The sequence below is a fragment of the Microbulbifer sp. S227A genome, from assembly GCF_049800935.1.
Window position 1 is genome coordinate 449475 of record NZ_JBNAFZ010000001.1, and the last position, 19113, is coordinate 468587.

The window sequence follows — 19113 nt, forward strand, 5'->3', positions numbered from 1 at the left end:
GTATCCTACTCTTGGGGCACCACGCCTGTGGGCGAGCGCATGTAGTTGAAGAATTCGGAGTCCGGTGACATCACCATCGACGAATTGTCCCCCTTCAGTGCCCGCTGATAGGCGATGAGCGAGCGGTAGAATTCAAAGAATTCCTGATCTTGCCCATAGGCTTCGGCAAAGATGCTGTTGCGCAGCGCGTCGGCCTCACCGCGGATGATTTCGGCTTCCCGCTGGGCATCCGAGACCAGTTCGACCACGGTCCGGTCGGCCTGGGCGCGCACCCGTTGCGCCGCCTCTTCACCGCGTGCAACCTCGTCCGCCGCCTCGCGTTCCCGCTCGGCCCGCATCCGGGCAAACGTGGCTTCGAGGTTGGCCTGTGGCAGGTCGGTGCGTTTCAGGCGCACGTCGATCACTTCGAGACCCAGGGCACGGGCCTCGGAAATCGCCGCGTTGCGGATGCGCAGCATCAGCGTCGCCCGGTCGGAGCTCAGGATGTCATCCGAGCTGACCGAACCCAGAACCTCGCGAATCTGTGACCGCAGGATCGAGTCGAGCCGCGCCTCGGCGGCAGGAATGCCCCCGACACCAACCGCCTCGCGGAACTGGCGCACGTTGGTGATGCGATAGCGCGCAAAGGCGTCGACGACCAGCCGCCGGTCATCCAGCGGCGTGACTTCCAGCGGGCCGACTTCACGCCCGAGGATACGGTCATCATAGGTCACGACCTCCTGGATCACCGGGATCTTGAACGCGAGTCCCGGTTCTTCCTTGACGTCGACCACGCGGCCAAATTGCAGGACCAGCGCCCGTTCACGTTCGTCCACGATGAACACCGCCGACAGCGTCGCCACCACGATCAGGACGAGGATGGGGAGGAGAAAAGTGGTTTTCCGCATCAGTTCGTCTCCCGGGCTGGCTTGCGAAGCTCGTTCAGGGGCAGGTAGGGCACCACGCCCTGGCCACCGCCACCGGCGCTGGTGTCATCCAGAATGATCTTGTTCACGTCACCCAGCACCTGTTCCATCGTCTCCAGGTACAGGCGCTTGCGGGTCACTTCGGGCGCCTTGTCATATTCCTGGCGCACCGCGCTAAAGCGGCTGGCTTCACCGGTGGCTTCGTTCACCACGCGGGCCCGATAGCCTTCGGCTTCTTCCAGTGTCTGGGCGGCCTCACCCCGCGCACCGGCAAGCACACGGTTTGCATAGGCGTCGGCCTGTTTCTCGAGCCGGTCGCGTTCCTGCCCGGCGGACTGAACCTCGCGGAAGGCGTCCTTGACCGGCTCCGGGGGATCGGCACCGTCAAAGTTCACCCGCACGATGTTCACGCCACTGTCATAGCTGTCCATGGTGCTCTGGATCAGTTCTTCGAGCCGCTGCGCGATGATGCCACGGTCGCGGTTCAGGATCGGCGCGAGGTCGGATTGCGCGATGATCTCGCGCATGGCCGATTCCGAAACCGCCTGAATGGTCAGGCGCGGATCGCGCAGGTTGAACAGGTACTGGTCGGGGGCCGCGATGTTCCAGACCACCTGGAAATCGATATCGACGATGTTTTCATCCCCGGTCAGCATCAGCCCCGCGTCATTGCCGCGGGTTCCGGCGCCGATCTCTTCGATCTGTTCGCGGGTGACCGGGATCACCTCGGCCGTCACAAAGGGCCAGGGCGCAAAGTTCAGGCCGGGTTCACCGATCGACGAGAATTCGCCAAGAAACAGTTCGACCGATTTCTCTTCCGGCTTGACGGTATAAAAGCTGGCCATACCCCAGGCCACGGCGGCAACCACCGCGCCCAGCATCAGGGTTCCGCGCGTGAACAGCGGGCTGCCCCCGCCGCCACCGGGTCCGCCTGTCCCGTTCGAGCCGCCGCCCTTCTGGCCAGAGCCGCCACGGCCGCCCATCAGGACGCGCAGCTGCTCCTGGCCCTTCTTGACCAGCTCGTCGATTTCCGGAAGCTGCGCGTTGTCAGAGCCGGGCTTGCCCTCTCCGCCTCTCCTGCCGCCGCCATTGCGGCGATCGTCATCGCCGCCACCGCCGCCGGATGAACCGCCACCCCCCCAGGGACCGCCACTGTTTCCCGCCATATGTTGTGTTTCCCCTTGTCATACCGCGCCTCACGACGCTGTTCTGATGCTCAGTTGATAGGTGTATGCCCCATCGATTTATTCAAGCCCGAAACGCTCAGGCGGTCCGGATCGGTGTTTTCATCGTCACGATTTCTTCGCTCATTGTCGGGTGAACCGCAACGGTACGATCGAAATCTTCCTTGGTGGCCCCCATCTTGACCGCGATTCCCGCGAGCTGGATCATCTCGCCGGCATTGGGCGCAACGATATGACAGCCTAGCACCCTGCGGCTGGCCTTGCTGACGACAAGTTTCATCATCACCCGGTCGGGCTTGTCGGCAAAGGCGGTCTGCATCGGCCGGAAGCTGGTGCAATAGACCTCGATCGGTTCCTGTTCGGCGGCGGCCTCTTCGCTCAGGCCAACGGTGCCGAATTCGGGCTGGGTAAAGATCGCGCTGGCGATCAGCTCGTGATCCACCGGCGTCGGGTTACCCCGGAACACGGTTTCGACAAAGGCCATGCCTTCGCGGATGGCAACCGGGGTCAGGTTCACGCGATCGGTCACGTCGCCAATCGCATAGATCGACGGCACGGCGGTCTGGCTGTACTCATCCACCTCGATCTGGCCCTTGCGGCCCAGCGTGATCCCGACCTCTTCAAGGCCCATGTTGTCGGAGTTCGGAGCCCGACCGGTTGCAAAAAGCACCGTGTCAAACACCCGTTCGCTGCCATTGGTGGCCTTGACGCGCACCGGGTCGCCGGCCTTGCCGCCGGGGCCCGCCGGACCCATCTCGATGATGTCGGTGCCGGTATGCAGGTCGATGCCGCGCTCGCGCATGGACTCGGCCACAAGCCCGCGCCCCTCTTCGTCAAATCCGCGCAGCACCTGGGCCCCGCGATAATATTGCGTCACCTCGACCCCGAGACCATGCATGATGCAGGCGAATTCACAGGCAATGTACCCGCCCCCGATGATCAGGATCGATTTCGGCAGTTCATCCAGGTGAAAGATGTCGTCGGACACAATGCCCAGATCGGCGTTCTCGCGTTCGGGCCGCACCGGGCGTCCGCCCGTTGCCACCAGGATATGTTTGGCGGTGATGTCCTCGCCGCTCGACAGGGTGATGGTATGCGCATCCTTGATGATCGCGCGCGCGTCATAGGTCGTGACACCGGCATTGGCCAGCAGCTTGCGATAGACCCCTTCCAGCCGGTCCAGCTCGGCGTTCAGCTTGCCGCGAAACGTGGTCCAGTTGAAATCGCCATCGCCGATATCCCAGCCATAAGAGCGAGCCTCGGACGCCATCTCGCCATATTCCGAGGCAAACACCATCAGCTTTTTCGGAACACAACCCCGGATCACACAGGTGCCGCCATAGCGGTCATCTTCGGCCAGCCCGACCTTGGCCCCGGTTTCCGATGCCGCCACCCGCGCCGCGCGGACCCCGCCCGAGCCACCGCCGATCACGAAGAGATCATAGTCAAAGTTCATCCGGCTGTTCCTTCAATCCGCTGTCTGGTTCTGTCTGTTCCTGGTGCGGGCCACTCTCAGGCCGCGCCCTGCGTCACTTGGTGCAGGTCGACCGCCCCGTCAGCATGTCCGACGATCACGAGATCACACATTTCGATGAACAGGCCGTTCTCGACCACGCCGGGCACCTGGTTCAGCGCCACCGCCAGCGCCGCCGCATCGCCGATCCGTTGCAGGTGCAGATCGATGATATGATTGCCTTCATCGGTGACAAAGGGCGCATCCCCCGTCATGCGCAGCGCAGTACCGCGCCCGCCCACGTCCATGTCGGCCAGCGCCGCCTCGATCAGCTTTTGCGTGCTCTTCAGACCAAATCCGAGCACCTCGACCGGCAGGGGGAACGCGCCCAGGGTCGCGACCTTCTTGGCGGCATCGGCAATCACGATCATCCGGTCACTGGCCCTGGCGACGATCTTTTCCTGCAAATGGGCCCCGCCGCCGCCTTTGATCAGGCTCAGTTCGCTGTCGAATTCATCGGCCCCGTCGATGGTCAGGTCAAGCCAGCCGGCCTCGTCCAGGGTGATCACCTCGATACCCTCTTCGCGCGCCTGCACGGCGGTACGGGTCGAAGTGGGCACGCCGCGAATTTTCAACCCTTCGTCGCGCACCCGCTGGCCAAGGCGCTTGACCAGCCAGGCGGCGGTGCTGCCGGTTCCAAGCCCGACCTGCATCCCGTCCGTGACAAACTCCGCGGCGCGGTTCGCCGCAACGGATTTCGCCTTGTCGGCGGGTGACAGTTCTGCGGTCATCGGCACGTCTCCAGGTCAATTCCCGGCCTTATAGGCGAGTTGTCCGAGAGGGGCGAGGGGCGAAATGCAGCGAACTGTGTTTGGCCGGACCGGGCCGCCATGGTATCCTGCGCCGCAAGCGGGAGGGGACGGGATGCTGAAGTTTGACGCGCAGACGACGCGGTTTCTGGAAGATGCCTATCATGGCAGCGACTTTTCCAGACGACGCCGGATGAGCTTTGACGCCCTTGCCCCCGCGCCGGGCGAGCGCATCGTCGACCTGGGATGTGGCAACGGGTTGCTGACGCTGGAACTGTCGCGTGCGGTTGGCCCCTCGGGGCGGGTTCTGGGTGTGGATGCCAGCGAGGACATGCTGCGCGCCGCCAGGGACCGCTGTGCCGGGCGTGACAATGTCGCGCTGATGCCGGGACACGCCGGGGCCATGCCGCTCGCCGAGCACAGCGCCGACAAGGCGGTGTCGTTGCAGGTGTTCGAATATCTCGACGACCTGCGCCCGGCCCTGTCCGACCTGCATCGCGTGCTGCGCCCGGCTGGCCGCGTGGTCATCTCGGACATGCATTTCGACACGCTGGTCTGGCACAGCGAACACCCAGACCGGATGGCCCGCATGATCCATGCATGGGACGCGCATCTGGCGGAACGCCGGGTGCCGCAGCTGCTGCCCGCCGCGCTGCGCGACAGCGGGTTTCACACGGTGTCGGTGATCCCCCATACCACCTGCGACATCGACCTGCGCCCGGATGGCCTGGCGCAGGTGATGATCCATCTGATGTCCGGCTTTGCGCTCTCGACCGGGGCGATGAGCGAGAGTGAAATCGCGGATTGGGCGCGGGAACAGGCCACATTGGCGCAGAATGGCCGTTTCTGGTTCTCGCTGACCCATTACGTCACGGTTGCAACGCGATCATGAATCCGGGCTACCGTCTGCACTATGCCCCTGACAACGCGTCGCTGATCATCCGGCTCGCGCTGGAAACGCTTGGGATGCCCTACGAGACCGCGCTGGTCGACCGGGCGCAACAGGCACAGCGCGGCGCCGGCTACCTGCGGCTCAATCCCAACGGTCTGATCCCGGTACTGGAAACGTCCGATGGTGCGATTTTTGAAACCGGCGCGATTCTGCTCTGGCTGGCGGATCGTCATGGCAGGGGCGCGCCGCCACCGTCGGATCCGGATCGCGCGGCCTATCTGAAATGGCTGTTCTTCCTGTCCAACACCCTGCATGCGGATATGCGCATCACCTTTTACCCGCAGCTGTATATCGGCAGCGGCGACACGGCCCGGACCACGCTGCGCGAGACTGTGCAGGGGCGGTTGCAGACCCATCTTGAAATTCTTGACGACATGGCCGCGTACCGGCCCGGCTGGCTCTGCCCGGACGCACCCAGCGGGCTGTGCTGGTATCTGGCCTGCCTGTTGCGGTGGATGGCGCTGTATCCGGATGATGGCGACCGGCGCTGGTTCGAACTCGGACGCTGGCCAAGGCTGCACAGCCTGCTTGCGGGGCTTGAAACCCATCCGGCCACCCGTGCGGCGCAGGATGCCGAAGGCCTGGGGCCGACCCCGTTTACCGCCCCGACCCTTGCCCGCCCGCCCGAGGGCAGCGCCACCTGAGCGGCGAAAATGCCATATCGCCCGGCAAAGCGTCGTTTTCCTGTCGTCGCGACCCGGTCGGACATGAGATAGAGCATCAAACAGCACTCAGGCAGGGGATGCATCATGTTCCTTTCGGTTTTCGACATGTTCAAGATCGGCGTCGGTCCGTCCTCTTCGCACACGATGGGACCGATGGTGGCCGCCGCCCGGTTCCTTGACCAGATGCGTGCCTCGCCCTTTGGCTTTGCCGGGCTGCGGGTGTCGCTGCATGGCAGCCTGGCTTTTACCGGGGTCGGCCATGCCACCGACCGGGCCACCATCCTGGGGCTCGCCGGGTTTCACCCCGAAACCTATGACGCAGAGGCCGCCGCCAGGGCGCTGGCCGAGATCAAATCCACCCACCGCATGACCCCCGAGGGGCTGGGCACACTGGCGTTCAACCCGGCAACCGATCTGATCTTTGACTATGACCGCGCCTTGCCCGGCCATGCCAACGGCATGATCCTGATGGCCACCGATGCGCAGGGCGACGTGACCCTGAGCCAGACCTATTATTCCATCGGCGGCGGATTTGTCATGACCGAAGAAGAGCTGGCCGCGGGCAAGGCCACCGATGACGGCGCTCCGGTGCCCTACCCGTTCAAATCCGCCGCCGAGATGCTCGACATGGCGCGCGAGTCGGGTAAGTCCATCGCCGCGATGAAACGCGCCAACGAACTCTCGCGCGGCGGTGCGGACCGGCTTCGCAGCGGCAGCGCGCGGCTGTGGGAGGTCATGAATGCCTGTATCGACCGGGGGCTGACCACCGACGGCATCCTGCCCGGCGGCCTGACGGTGAAACGGCGGGCCAAGGGCATACACGAAGCGCTGCTTGCCGAGCGCGGCATGAACCTGACCGCACCGCATACGATCAATGACTGGATGAGCGTCTATGCGATGGCGGTGAACGAAGAAAACGCCGCCGGCGGACAGGTTGTGACCGCCCCGACCAATGGCGCGGCGGGCGTGTTGCCGGCGGTGCTGCGCTATTATCTCGATCACGTCCCCGGCGCGTCGACCGCACATGTCGAGGATTTCCTGCTGACCGCCGCCGCGATTGGCGGGCTGGTCAAGTTCAACGCCTCGATCTCGGGGGCCGAGGCGGGATGCCAGGCCGAGGTGGGCAGCGCATCCGCAATGGCCGCCGCCGGCCTGTGCGCGGTCATGGGCGGCACCCCGCAGCAGGTGGAAAACGCCGCGGAGATCGCGCTTGAGCATCACCTGGGCATGACCTGCGATCCGGTGCGCGGGCTGGTGCAAGTGCCCTGTATCGAGCGCAACGGCCTGGGCGCGATCAAGGCCGTTTCAGCCGCCAGCCTCGCCCTGCGGGGCGACGGCACCCATCTGGTGCCGCTGGACGCCTGTATCGAGACCATGCGCCAAACCGGAGAGGACATGAGCGAACGCTACAAGGAAACCTCGCTGGGTGGTCTCGCGGTCAACGTGCCCAATTGCTGAACCGCGATTCGCCGAACCCGTGAAACACACTTTCCCGGCATGAGGACAGCGGGCCGCCCTGCCCCGAAACACCCGACCTGCGCCAGTGGCGTTGAGGATTTTCACCTTGCTTACAGATACTTATGAACCACACCCGATCTACTCGCCACATGGTTATGTAACGTTTGGTAAACACAACGTTTCCTTGCATCCTGCCGCCGCGATGCTAGCGTGCTGACCATGTCCACCGACCGGCCCGTTCTGGGCGTTCTCTTGATGCTTGGCTTTTGCATCGTCGCCCCGATGGGCGACGCGGTGGCCAAGCTGCTTGGCCAATCCGTGCCATTGGGCCAGCTGCTCCTCGTGCGATTCGCGGTACAGGCGCTGGTGCTGATCCCGATTGTCTATTTCACCGGCCGGCTCTGGCGGATGCGGGGGCGGGTCCTGGTGCTGACGGTGGTGCGCACGCTGTTGCACATCACCGGCATCGGCGCCATGTTCACCGCCCTGCAATACCTGCCGCTCGCCGATGCGGTGGCGATTGCCTTTGTCATGCCGTTCATCATGCTCTTGCTGGGCAAGTTCGTGCTGGGCGAAGAGGTCGGCAGCCGCCGGTTCATCGGGTGCATCGTCGGCTTTGTCGGGACGCTGATGGTGATCCAGCCGAGCTTTGTCGAAATCGGCTGGCCCGCGCTCTGGCCGCTGGTGGTGGCGATCAATTTCTCGTTCTTCATGCTGGTGACGCGGCAACTGGCCAAGGAGACCGACCCGATCGGGCTTCAGGCGGTCAGCGGTGTGATCGCCACATTCCTGCTGCTGCCTGCCTTGCTGGTAGGACATGCCGCCGGCTGGCCAGGCCTCGCCATGATCCAGCCGAGCGGCACCGAATGGGGCCTGCTGATGGCGATCGGATTGCTGGGAACCGCCGCCCATCTGCTGATGACCTGGTCGCTGCGCTATGCGCCCGCCGCCACGCTTGCCCCGATGCAATATCTGGAAATCCCGGTGGCCACGGCCATTGGCTGGCTGATCTTTCGCGATCTGCCCAACACGCTGGCCAGCGTCGGCATTCTCGTCACCATTGCGGCGGGACTCTATGTCATCATGCGCGAGCAGGCCGTGGCGCGTCAGGTTGCCCGGCAGGCGCGTGACAACGAGACCTTGCCAGCGGAGTGATCACCGACTCGATCGCAGCGCGTGGCAGGATCGCCAGCAGCCCCGGACCGTCAGTTTCAAGCCGCACCTCGCCCAATGCGCGGTTCGATGTGCCGATCCGCCCGGCCGGCTCAAGGGCCAGCCCATCAATCGGCCATTTCAGCCCCTGTGACCGGCCCGCGACCGGTGCCATCGGAAACAGCGACACCACGTCACCCGCCGCCAGCCCGAGAGACAGCGACGGCGGCAGGTGAAAGACGATCTCGGTCGCGCCGATCAGGATACAGCGCATATCGGGAAACCGGGTCAGCCCGTTGAACGCGGCAAGCTGGTGGTCGAGCCGCCCCCCCAGGAACCCCACCGCGAGAATCACCGGCGCGCTGACGCTGCGCAGCGCCTTTTCGAAATCGGTGCTGTCCTGTTCCGCGATCAGGTGCAGCCGGTCGGCGGGAATCCGCGCGCGATCTCGGGGGGTCAGGCTGTCGAAATCTCCGATCACCGCGTGCACGCCATGCCCCCCCGCCAGCGCCGCCCCCGCCCCGCCATCCACCGCAACCAGCATAGGTGCAAGGCGCAGGGCCAACGACATATCCCCCGGACCGATCTCGCCTCCACCAACCAGCGTGATACCGGTATCGCTGTGGATGATGACCTCTTTCATATGCCCGTTAATCCCTTATTTGGAAGGTGACCACATTCTGGCCACAATGAGGTACTGAAATCGGGATCTGGTCTGACCCCGTTTTGACGCCCGCGACAGGGTAAATTAAACCGCGTGATTGTGTAAGGGTGCGCGACACGTCTCTGAGGATGGATGGCATGGCGAACAACAACAAGGTTCTGACGGTATCCTACGGGGCATTTTCATGCACGCTCGAAGGGTTTGACGACTCGGTGGGCACGCTCAAGGAAATCACCGAGTATTTCCGCGCCCTCTCGGCCTCGGACCCCGGATTCGGGGAACACGAAATGCTGCCCGACACGGCGAAACTTGCCCGTATTGCCAGGAACAACGAACCGCGCCCGGTCGACATCCGCACCAGCGAACGGGGCAGCATCCTGCTCCGGGCCGAAGACGCCGAATTCGTGCCCGACCCCGACAGCCTGTCAGAACGGCGGGCGGACCCGGATATCGAGGCCGATCCCGACGGTCTCAGCCTGGCCGAAGTGATGGCCAAGGTTTCGGAACCCGGCGACGCGGCGGATGAGGGCGCCGAGGCCCCCGTCACCGAAAGCGTGTCGGCCAAGCTGCAACGCCTGCGTGCGGTCGTGGCCCAGAACGCCGCAGAGCTTGAGGACGACGACCAGCCCGAAGATGTCGACACGGTGGAAGAATTCTTTGCCGGGTCCTATTCGGAGGATATGGCCGATGCCCTGCGCGACGACGCGGCGGATGCGGACCCGGACGAGGACGACGCCGAAACCGCGCAGGACGAGGAGACCGGCGACGATCAACAGCCGGAGCCTGACGCAGAACAAGCGAAGACGGGTTCAGAGACCGCGATCCAGCCCGAGCCGCAGCCCGATACCTCGTCAACGAACCCCGACGGGTTCGATTTTGTCAAAAGCGTTCTGGACGATGCCTTGCCGCCAGAAGCTGAAGCTGAGGAAGATTATTCGGTCCCCTACCTGTTGAAACCGGAACAGATGATTTCCGCGGGCACCCCTGACCCGGAGCCGCCGCAGGTGGTCAAGGTCAAACGCGCATCGCTCGATGCCGCGGTGGCGGCAGGAGAACTGCGCGAAGCCCCCGACCAGCCAGAGACCCCGCGCGGGCAAAAGAACAAGCTCTTGCTCGGCGGCGATGAGCTGTCCCGGCTGATGGCCACCGCCGAGGCCCGCATGGACGAACCGGAATCGTCAAACGCCCGCGAGACCTATAGCCACCTGCGCGCCGCCGCAGCAGTCAGCAAGGAACGCGGACGCGCCGGATCCGGCGAAGTGCAGGATACCGACAACGCCTATCGCGACGACCTGGCCAGCGCGGTCAACCCGTCCCGTCCGGACCCCGACCGCCCCCGCCGTCCAAGCGATGCCGACGGTGACGCACCGCTGAAACTGGTGCCCGGACTGCGGGTCGACGATAGCGAGGATGCCGCGCAGCGTGGACCGGTACGCCCGCGCCGGGTCTATCCGGCAATGCCCGAATACGCGCGGGACACCGACGACAGCGATACGAGTTTTGCGGAATTTGCCCGAGACCAAGGCGCAACCGAACTGCCCGACCTGCTCGAGGCGGCGGCGGCCTATCTGAGCTTTGTCGAAGGCCGCAAGCAATTCTCGCGCCCCCAGTTGATGAGCAAACTGCGCCAGCTAGACGGCGACGCTTATGATCGCGAAGAGAGCCTGCGCTCATTTGGCAACCTGTTGCGCGCCGGCAAGATCGAGGAAGCCGGCCGGGGGCGTTTCTCGGTATCTGACGAGATCGGCTTCCGGCCCGTAAAACGCGCCGCTGGCTGAACACAGCCCGCATGGCCCAATAGCAAACGGCGGCCCGGTTTCGGAGCCGCCGTCTTTGGTTCAGATCGAAGCGGGCCACGATCGCGGCCCGCCATCACGTGCCGTCAGTGTCCGAACTTGCGGATTTCGCCCGAGGCCAGACGGCTGCTGTAGGAGGCCAGCTCCTTGCGCACGATCTTCATCAGGAAGTAGAGCGCAAACACGTTGACCACCGCCATCGCAAAGATCGCCGCATCCGAGAAGTCGATGACAGGCCCGAGATTGGCCGCAGCACCGATGACCACGAAGACGCAGAAGATCAGCTTGAAGATCAGCTCGGTCGTCTTGCCTTCCCCGAACAGATAGGTCCAGGCCTTGAGGCCGTAATAGGACCAGGAGATCATCGTCGAGAAGGCAAAGAGCACCACCGGGAACCAGCTGATCCCGGAGGCAAAGGCGGCCGAGGTCAGCTGAACGCCCTGCACGCCACCTTCGGTTGCGATCATGCTGCCGTCTTCGGTCAGGATGAACAGACCCGTCGCCGGATCAACCTGCTGAACGCCGGAAATGGTGATCACAAGGGCAGTCATGGTGCAGATGATTACCGTATCGATCAGCGGTTCCAGAAGCGACACGAAACCCTCGGTGATCGGCTCCTTGGTCCGCACCGCCGAGTGAGCGATGGCCGCGGAACCCACGCCGGCCTCGTTCGAGAACGCCGCCCGCTTGAAGCCCTGGATCAGCGCGCCGACCATGCCGCCCGCAACGCCAAGCCCGGTAAAGGCACCGGCAAAGATCTGGCCAAAGGCCCAGCCGATCTTGTCATAATTGACCAGCAGGATGATCAGCGCCGCACCGACATAGAGCAGACCCATGAAGGGCACGACCTTTTCGGTCACGCGGGCAATCGACTTGATGCCGCCGACGATCACCAGGAACACGATGGCCGCAAACACCACGCCGGTGATCCAGCCGGGATAGTTGCCGACAAGACCCGAAATCTGCGCATGCGCCTGATTGGCCTGGAACATGTTGCCGCCGCCAAAGGCGCCGAGGATACAGAAGATCGAGAACAGCACCGCGAGGATCTTGCCCCCCGGCAGGCCCAGCTCGTTAAAGCCCTTGGACATGTAGTACATCGGGCCGCCCGACACCGTGCCGTCGGGATATTCGTTCCGGTATTTCACACCCAGCGTACATTCGGTGAACTTGGACGCCATCCCCAGCAGACCCGCCAGGATCATCCAGAAGGTCGCACCCGGCCCGCCGATACCGACCGCAACCGCAACACCCGCGATGTTGCCGAGACCGACGGTCCCTGACAACGCGGTGGCGAGCGCCTGGAAGTGACTGACCTCGCCGGCGTCGTTGGGATCGGAATAGTCCCCCTTGACCAGCGCAATCGCGTGGCTGAAGAACCGCAACTGCACAAAGGCAAAGTAGAGCGTGAACACGGTGGCCGCGACCACCAGCCACAGCACGATCCACGGGAAATTGGTGCCCGGCAGCGGCGCAAAGATCAGGCTGACAAAGGGGCCGGTTGCCTTGGCAAAGGCGGCATTGACCTTTTCATCGAGCGACATGGCTTCCTGGGCCAGCGCCGGGGCGGCCACGGCAAGTGCGGTGGCGGCGGACAGGATTGTTGTAACTGCGCGTTTCATATGGTGTTCCTCCTATCCGACAACGGTGACCGGGACGCTGGCTTCCATCACCAGGTTTGCCGTCGAGCTGCCAAATATCCGTTGCGAAAGCGAGCGTTCGCTGGACCGGGCGACGATGATCTGTTCTGCCTTTTCCTTGCTGGCCACGTCGTTGAGCGCATCCGCCACGTTGCCATGCCGCACGATGCCGCGCGCGTTCAGACCATCCTTGGTCAGCTGCGCGACCGCCGGTTCGACGATCCGCTCTTTGGCGATGGCGATCTCTTTTTCGCGCCGGTTGTGGCGCTGCTCGTTTTCCTCGGGAGTCTGGAACGAATAGGGGGACCATTCAATGATATAGACCACGAGCAATTCGCACGCGTCCATTTTGCTGGCGAGCCGTGCGGCAAAGTCCAGGGCGCGCTCGCCCGAACTGTGCCCATCAACGCCAACTACCAATTTTGCCGTCATTATATATTACCTCCAGTCCGCGTATCCGCGACGGTGACCAGGTTACGGAAAAGACTTCTCCCCGGTTGGACCCAGGGCCGTCCCCTGATCGGAACACGCGAGTCATAGCTGATGTCTTTCACCTGCGACTATATGCCCGTGTTTCAAAAACGGGACGTGTTTCTTGCGTATTTTGGGTGCAATGGCACAAAAATATGACAATTGCCAAATTCCAAAGCCAACGCCGCGTCAAAGAGACCGAAATTTACGCCAATTTTATCAACTGCTTATTCTGCACGGGTGGGAATCATGCGGGAACGTCAACCGGGTTTGCGATCCCGGCGAAAAAAATTTTTCAAGTTCTGAAAACAAGCGCGGGCCGCCCATCGGGCAGCCCGATTTCCGGTGTTACCGCAAACACCCGGCGCGTCAGGATTTGCCGTTGTCGTTCTGGCCCTGGTCCGGATCGGCCTGGCCGATACCGCGAAAGACGAATTTGAAGGGCAAGGCCCAGACCACGCCCAGCACGATATAGACCAGGAACTCGACCAGTATCGGCGGGCGGTTCAGGCTGTTCATGATGGTGACGGCCACCATGATGTAGATCGGCAGCCCGACCAGCAGGATCACCAGCGCCCACCGGCGGCGCGCCTTGTAGCTGAGACCTTTTTTTGCCGGCTTGCCCATGTCAGTCGGCAAAGGGGTCGGTGACCAGGATGGTGTCATCGCGTTCCGGCGACGTCGAGAGCAGCGCCACCGGGCAATCGATCAGCTCTTCGACACGGCGCACGTATTTGATCGCCGCCGCCGGCAGATCGGCCCAGCTGCGCGCGCCCTCGGTGCTCTCGGACCAGCCGGGCATCTCTTCGTAGACCGGCACACACCGGGCCTGCTGATCGGCGGCGGTCGGCAGATAGTCGAGCCGTTGACCGTCCAGTTCGTACCCCACGCAGATCTTGAGCGTTTCGAACCCGTCCAGCACATCAAGCTTGGTCAGCGAAATGCCGTTGACGCCGCTGGTCGCACAGGTCTGGCGCACCAGCACCGCATCGAACCAGCCACAGCGCCGCTGCCGGCCGGTCACGGTGCCGAATTCATGCCCGCGTTCGCCAAGGCGCTGGCCATCCGCGTCCTGCAATTCGGTGGGGAAAGGCCCCTCGCCAACCCGGGTGGTATAGGCCTTGACGATGCCCAGAACAAAATCGATGGAGCCCGGCCCGATGCCGGTGCCGGTGGCGGCCTGACCGGCGATCACGTTTGACGAGGTGACAAAGGGATAGGTGCCGAAATCGATATCGAGCAACGAACCCTGTGCGCCTTCGAACAGGATGCGCTTGCCCGCCTTGCGCTTTTCATTGAGCACCTTCCACACCGGCGCGGCATATTCCAGGATCGCGGGCGCGATCTCTTTCAGCTGCGCGATCAGCCCGTCACGGTCGATCGGCTCAAGCCCCAGCCCCTTGCGCATCGGGTCGTGGTGCTGCAAGGCGCGGTCCACCCGTGCCTCAAGCGTCGCATCATCCGCCAGGTCCGCAACCCGGACCGAGCGGCGGCCCACCTTGTCCTCATAGGCCGGGCCGATGCCGCGCCCCGTGGTGCCGATCTTGGTGCCCTTGCTGGCGGCTTCCTCGCGGGCGCGGTCCAGCTCGCCGTGGATCGGCAGAATCAGCGGCGTGTTCTCGGCGATCATCAGCGTCTCGGGCGTGATTGCGACACCCTGCTTGCGGATCGAGTCGATCTCATTCAGCAGGTGCCACGGATCAAGCACCACGCCGTTGCCGATCACGCTCAGCTTGCCACCGCGTACCACCCCGGAAGGCAGGGCGTTGAGCTTGTAAACCTCGCCATCGATGACCAGCGTGTGGCCCGCGTTATGGCCACCCTGAAACCGGGCGATCACATCGGCCCGTTCGCTGAGCCAATCCACGATCTTGCCTTTTCCCTCGTCACCCCACTGGGCGCCGACCACAACGACATTGGCCATGTCCGTTCCTTCTATGCGACTATGAAACCCGCGCCGGTATAACGGCGGTCCGCGGTCAGCGAAACCTCAAATTCACACGCGCGCACCGGGCTCAGCGCCCAAGCCGCACCGGCGCTCCATGCGGTGTCGCCAGATAGGCCCGTTCCCAGTCGGCGCGCATCTGCTCGGCCTCGGCACGCCCGGCACTGCCATCCTCTGCCAGCAGGTTTTCCAGGGTCTCGAGCCAGACGGCGAAATAGTCGTCCCCCCCGTCCAGCTCGCGCGCAAGCCCATGTCGCGCCAGATTCGCGCCGAACCGTTCGGCCCAGTCGGCCCATGCAAAATGCCCGGTTTCATTGAGATGCACGGTCAGCGCAAAGGCCTGGGCATGCCAGGGCGCGGAAAACACCGGTTCGGGTCGCTCGCTCATGCGGGCTCCAGGTAGCTTTCCCAGAGATCAAGCGTCACCTCGTCATCGGGATGTTCCGGGTGGCTCCAGAGCTGCGCCGCGCGAAACACCACCGTATAGAGGTGTTGCGGGCACTCGCCAAGGCCGTGGGCGTTGCTGTCGGGGAATACATGCGTGCCGTGATGCATCAGGATATACCCCTGCGCGCCCGCCGCATAGGCCGGCAACCGGGTATGCCCGCCCTCGACGTGCCGGTTGCCCGCCGGGCGCGCGGTCCTGACCGCCTGCCCGCGTTCGAACCGGGGGCGTATTTCGGCCTCCCGATCCGCCGGGCCGCCCGCCGCCAGCACCGAAGCGACCCGCGCCGCCGTCAGCGCCCGCCCCGCGAGATCATGCAAGCCGTCATCCCCCCTGCCCCGCAGATCGTCCCGATCCAGAATTCCCGTGTCGACCAGCAGATCCGCCAGCGCGGCGAGCCATTTCTCGAAATAGGAAAACCGGGCATAATCCTTTGGCGACAATCGCTCGCGCGCATGGCGCGATGTATCCAGGTTCCATTGCCCCAGCGAGCCGGCGGCCAGCGTCAGTGCCAGCGCGCGTGATTGCCACTCGGCCCCGAGCTGCGGAATGCCCTGCGGTTCCGGCACCACGGCACCATCACCGAACCGCCCGCCCATGTCATGTGCGCGGCTCATGCCGTTGCCCTCGCCAGACCGGTGCCGATCATGCTGTCGCGGGTGACCAATGCGGCCAGTTCGGTCTCGGACAGACCTTCGGTTCCCGGCGGACGCATCGGGATCACCAGATACCTGATCTCGGCCGTCGAATCCCAGACCCGCACCGCCATCGTCTCGGGCAGGGTCACGCCGAATTCCGCCAGCACCCTGCGCGGCTCGCGCACCGCGCGGGCCCGATAGGCATCCGATTTGTACCAGCCCGGCGGGATCCCGAGCAGCGGCCACGGGTAACAGCTGCACAGGGTGCAGACCACCATGTTGTGCAGCTCAGCCGTGTTCTCGACGGCGACGATATGTTCGCCCTGCCGGCCAAAGAACCCGAGTTCCGAGATCACTTCTGTCGCGTCCTCGCGCAGGCGGTCGAGAAACGCCGGATCGCTCCAGGCGCGGGCAACGACCCGGGCGCCATTGTTCGGGCCGATGCGGTTCTGGTAGGTGTCGATGATTTCATCCAGCGCGGCGGGATCCACCAGCCCCTTGCGGGTCAGGATGGTCTCGAGCGCCTTGACCCTGAGCGCCGGGTCGGGCGGCAACAGGGCATGCGGGTGTTCCGGGTCGGAATGATCATGTGGCATGGTCCCAGCATGACGACCGGCGGCCCGATTTGTCCAGCCCCCAGATCGTCCCTTGCCCCTCTCGGCAATCTTGCCTACATACCCCCCCGATACACACGCCCTATGCCGCAGGTCCTCATGGAAAACGTCATTCTCATCGTCCACCTGATACTGGCCCTTGGCCTGATCGGAGTCGTGCTCTTGCAGCGGTCCGAGGGCGGCGGGCTTGGCATGGGTGGCGGCGGTGGCGGCGCGATCTCGGGCCGTGCGGCGGCAACCGCGCTTGGCAAGCTGACATGGATCCTGGCGGTCGCGTTCATCTGTACGTCGATCACCCTGACGGTTCTGGCGGCGCAAAAGGCGGCGGGCACCTCGGTCATCGACCGGCTTGGCGGCTCTGCCCCGGCGGCGGAAGAGACCGTTCCCGCGCTGCCGGATGCACAGGATCTGCTGCCGCCCAGCGAAGGCAGCGACGCGCCGCTGGTGCCAAAGGCCGACTAAACCGGCTAACTACAATACCTTGAAGAGAAAGAGAGAACCGTAACAGCATCTTGCGGTTCTCTTGCGCATGACGGGCGAATCCTGTATGGATGAAATCCCGTGATGCATCGGTTTTTCGAACCGTTGCGAGACAGAAACGAAACAGAAATTCGACAGTCACGGGAGCAGCCGAGAGCATGGCGCGTTTTATCTTTATCACCGGCGGTGTTGTGTCTTCACTGGGCAAGGGGCTGGCTTCGGCGGCGCTTGGATCGCTGTTGCAGGCACGCGGTTTCTCGGTCCGGTTGCGCAAGCTCGATCCCTATCTGAACGTCGATCCCGGCACGATGAGCCCGTTTGAACATGGCGAAGTGTTCGTCACCGATGACGGCGCGGAAACCGATCTCGACCTTGGCCATTACGAACGCTTTACCGGCGTCGCCGCCCGCAAGACCGATTCCGTCAGTTCGGGGCGCATCTATTCCACCGTGCTCGAGAAAGAGCGCCGTGGCGACTATCTGGGCAAGACCATCCAGGTCATTCCCCATGTCACCAACGAGATCAAGGATTTCATCTCCATCGGCGAGGACGAGGTCGATTTCATGCTCTGTGAAATCGGCGGCACCGTGGGCGACATCGAGGGCCTGCCGTTTTTCGAGGCGATCCGCCAGTTCAGCCAGGACCGTCCACGCGGGCAATGTATCTTCATGCACCTGACCCTGCTGCCCTATATCAAGGCCAGCGGCGAGTTGAAGACCAAGCCGACCCAGCACAGCGTCAAGGAGCTGCGCAGTATCGGCCTTGCCCCCGATATCCTCGTTTGCCGCTCCGAGGGCCCGATCCCCGACAAGGAGCGCGAAAAGCTGGCCCTTTTCTGCAATGTGCGCCCGGACTCGGTGATCGCGGCACAGGATCTCAAATCGATCTACGAAGCGCCGCTGGCCTATCACCGCGAGGGGCTGGATCAGGCAGTTCTTGATGCCTTTGCCATCACCCCCGCGCCCAAGCCCAACCTCGCCCGGTGGGAAGACGTGGCCGACCGGATCTACAACCCCGAAGGCCAGGTCAAGATCGCCATCGTCGGCAAGTATACCCAGCTTGAGGACGCCTATAAGTCCATCGCCGAGGCCCTGACCCATGGCGGCATGGCCAATCGCGTCAAGGTCCGGATCGAATGGGTCGATGCCGAGATATTCGACACCGAAGATCCGGCCCCCTATCTCGAAGGCTATCACGCCATTCTGGTGCCCGGCGGCTTTGGCGAGCGTGGCACCGAGGGCAAGATCAAGGCCGCCGAGTTCGCCCGCACCCGCGAGGTTCCCTATCTGGGTATCTGTCTCGGGATGCAGATGGCGGTAATCGAAGCGGCCCGCAACGTGGCGGGGCTCAAGACCGCGGGTTCCGAGGAATTCGACCACGAGGCTGGCAAGAAGCGCTTTGAACCGGTTGTCTACCATCTCAAGGAATGGGTGCAGGGCAACCACAAGGTCGAACGCAAGGTCGGCGACGACAAGGGCGGCACCATGCGGTTGGGCGCGTATGACGCGACCCTCAAGGAAGGCTCGCGCGTGTCCAAGGTCTATGGCACCACCCATATCGAGGAACGCCACCGCCACCGCTACGAGGTCGACATCAAGTATCGCGAAAAGCTCGAAGAGGTCGGGTTGCAGTTCTCCGGCATGTCCCCGGATGGGCGGCTGCCGGAAATCGTCGAATGGCGCGATCATCCGTGGTTCATCGGGGTGCAATTCCATCCCGAGCTCAAATCCAAGCCCTTTGCCCCGCACCCGCTCTTTGCCGATTTCGTGCGCGCGGCCAAGGAAACCTCGCGGCTGGTCTGAGGCAGGGATCACAGCAATGCGATTGCCGCGACATTCCCGA

At 63.7% G+C, this 19113-nt stretch carries 19 protein-coding genes; 7 read left to right on the top strand and 12 right to left on the bottom strand.

Annotated elements, in window-relative coordinates; all coding sequences use genetic code 11:
- Positions 1–5: 5 nt before the first annotated feature.
- The 4 genes from hflC to rpiA all read right to left on the bottom strand — a co-directional run bounded on the left by hflC (position 6) and on the right by rpiA (position 4333).
- Positions 6–887 (bottom strand): protease modulator HflC, encoded by an 882-nt coding sequence (hflC, locus tag ACP15R_RS02165; RefSeq protein ID WP_424984725.1) that lies wholly within the window; start codon positions 885–887, stop codon positions 6–8.
- Entirely contained in the window at positions 887–2071 is a 1185-nt protein-coding gene (hflK, locus tag ACP15R_RS02170; RefSeq protein ID WP_424984726.1) for an FtsH protease activity modulator HflK, read from the bottom strand. Before hflK ends, hflC begins: the two co-directional genes overlap by 1 nt.
- Positions 2072–2168: 97 nt before the next feature.
- Positions 2169–3545 (bottom strand): glutathione-disulfide reductase, encoded by a 1377-nt coding sequence (gorA, locus tag ACP15R_RS02175; protein ID WP_424984727.1) that lies wholly within the window; start codon positions 3543–3545, stop codon positions 2169–2171.
- Between the two features lie 56 nt (positions 3546–3601).
- Complete coding sequence (gene rpiA / locus ACP15R_RS02180) at positions 3602–4333, bottom strand: ribose-5-phosphate isomerase RpiA (RefSeq protein WP_424984728.1); 732 nt, start codon at positions 4331–4333, stop codon at positions 3602–3604.
- 133 nt (positions 4334–4466) lie between these two features.
- On the opposite strand from rpiA, the gene ACP15R_RS02185 reads away from it, so the two are divergent.
- The 4 genes from ACP15R_RS02185 (at position 4467) to ACP15R_RS02200 (ending at position 8581) form a co-directional block, all read left to right on the top strand.
- The gene (locus ACP15R_RS02185; RefSeq protein ID WP_424984729.1) at positions 4467–5243 is read left to right on the top strand and encodes a methyltransferase domain-containing protein; all 777 of its coding nucleotides are present in this window, start codon (positions 4467–4469) and stop codon (positions 5241–5243) included.
- On the top strand, positions 5240–5947 hold the full coding sequence (locus ACP15R_RS02190) for a glutathione S-transferase family protein (RefSeq protein ID WP_424984730.1): 708 nt from the start codon (positions 5240–5242) through the stop codon (positions 5945–5947). The genes ACP15R_RS02185 and ACP15R_RS02190 overlap by 4 nt, the downstream gene beginning before the upstream one ends.
- Before the next feature lie 105 nt (positions 5948–6052).
- Complete coding sequence (locus tag ACP15R_RS02195; RefSeq protein WP_424984731.1) at positions 6053–7426, top strand: L-serine ammonia-lyase; 1374 nt, start codon at positions 6053–6055, stop codon at positions 7424–7426.
- Positions 7427–7645: 219 nt separating this feature from the next.
- Positions 7646–8581, top strand: a complete 936-nt coding sequence (locus ACP15R_RS02200; protein WP_424985243.1) for a DMT family transporter — start codon at positions 7646–7648, stop codon at positions 8579–8581.
- On the opposite strand, the gene ACP15R_RS02205 is transcribed toward ACP15R_RS02200, so the two are convergent.
- Positions 8508–9221 (bottom strand): thiamine diphosphokinase, encoded by a 714-nt coding sequence (locus ACP15R_RS02205; RefSeq protein WP_424984732.1) that lies wholly within the window; start codon positions 9219–9221, stop codon positions 8508–8510. The genes ACP15R_RS02200 and ACP15R_RS02205 overlap by 74 nt on opposite strands.
- Positions 9222–9379: 158 nt before the next feature.
- Between ACP15R_RS02205 and ACP15R_RS02210 the strand changes: the two genes are divergently transcribed.
- Positions 9380–11020 carry a hypothetical protein gene (locus ACP15R_RS02210; RefSeq protein WP_424984733.1) on the top strand — a complete coding sequence of 547 codons (1641 nt, stop codon included), beginning with the start codon at positions 9380–9382 and terminating at the stop codon, positions 11018–11020.
- 104 nt (positions 11021–11124) lie between these two features.
- Here ACP15R_RS02210 and ACP15R_RS02215 read toward each other — a convergent pair whose 3' ends face one another.
- The 7 genes from ACP15R_RS02215 to nthA form a co-directional block, all read right to left on the bottom strand.
- Positions 11125–12660 (bottom strand): alanine/glycine:cation symporter family protein, encoded by a 1536-nt coding sequence (locus ACP15R_RS02215; protein WP_424984734.1) that lies wholly within the window; start codon positions 12658–12660, stop codon positions 11125–11127.
- A gap of 12 nt (positions 12661–12672) precedes the next feature.
- Positions 12673–13110: a universal stress protein gene (locus ACP15R_RS02220; protein WP_424984735.1), complete on the bottom strand. Its 438-nt coding sequence runs from the start codon at positions 13108–13110 to the stop codon at positions 12673–12675.
- A 408-nt stretch (positions 13111–13518) separates the two neighbouring features.
- On the bottom strand, positions 13519–13776 hold the full coding sequence (locus ACP15R_RS02225) for a DUF2842 domain-containing protein (RefSeq protein ID WP_424984736.1): 258 nt from the start codon (positions 13774–13776) through the stop codon (positions 13519–13521).
- 1 nt (position 13777) lies between these two features.
- Complete coding sequence (locus ACP15R_RS02230; protein ID WP_424984737.1) at positions 13778–15073, bottom strand: adenylosuccinate synthase; 1296 nt, start codon at positions 15071–15073, stop codon at positions 13778–13780.
- A gap of 91 nt (positions 15074–15164) precedes the next feature.
- Positions 15165–15482 carry a nitrile hydratase accessory protein gene (locus ACP15R_RS02235; protein WP_424984738.1) on the bottom strand — a complete coding sequence of 106 codons (318 nt, stop codon included), beginning with the start codon at positions 15480–15482 and terminating at the stop codon, positions 15165–15167.
- Positions 15479–16156, bottom strand: a complete 678-nt coding sequence (gene nthB / locus ACP15R_RS02240; protein WP_424984739.1) for a nitrile hydratase subunit beta — start codon at positions 16154–16156, stop codon at positions 15479–15481. The genes ACP15R_RS02235 and nthB overlap by 4 nt, the downstream gene beginning before the upstream one ends.
- Positions 16153–16773 (bottom strand): nitrile hydratase subunit alpha, encoded by a 621-nt coding sequence (gene nthA, locus ACP15R_RS02245; RefSeq protein WP_424984740.1) that lies wholly within the window; start codon positions 16771–16773, stop codon positions 16153–16155. Before nthA ends, nthB begins: the two co-directional genes overlap by 4 nt.
- Before the next feature lie 117 nt (positions 16774–16890).
- On the opposite strand from nthA, the gene secG reads away from it, so the two are divergent.
- On the top strand, positions 16891–17253 hold the full coding sequence (secG, locus tag ACP15R_RS02250) for a preprotein translocase subunit SecG (RefSeq protein WP_424984741.1): 363 nt from the start codon (positions 16891–16893) through the stop codon (positions 17251–17253).
- Positions 17254–17429: 176 nt separating this feature from the next.
- Complete coding sequence (locus tag ACP15R_RS02255) at positions 17430–19073, top strand: CTP synthase (RefSeq protein ID WP_424984742.1); 1644 nt, start codon at positions 17430–17432, stop codon at positions 19071–19073.
- Positions 19074–19113 lie beyond the last annotated feature (40 nt).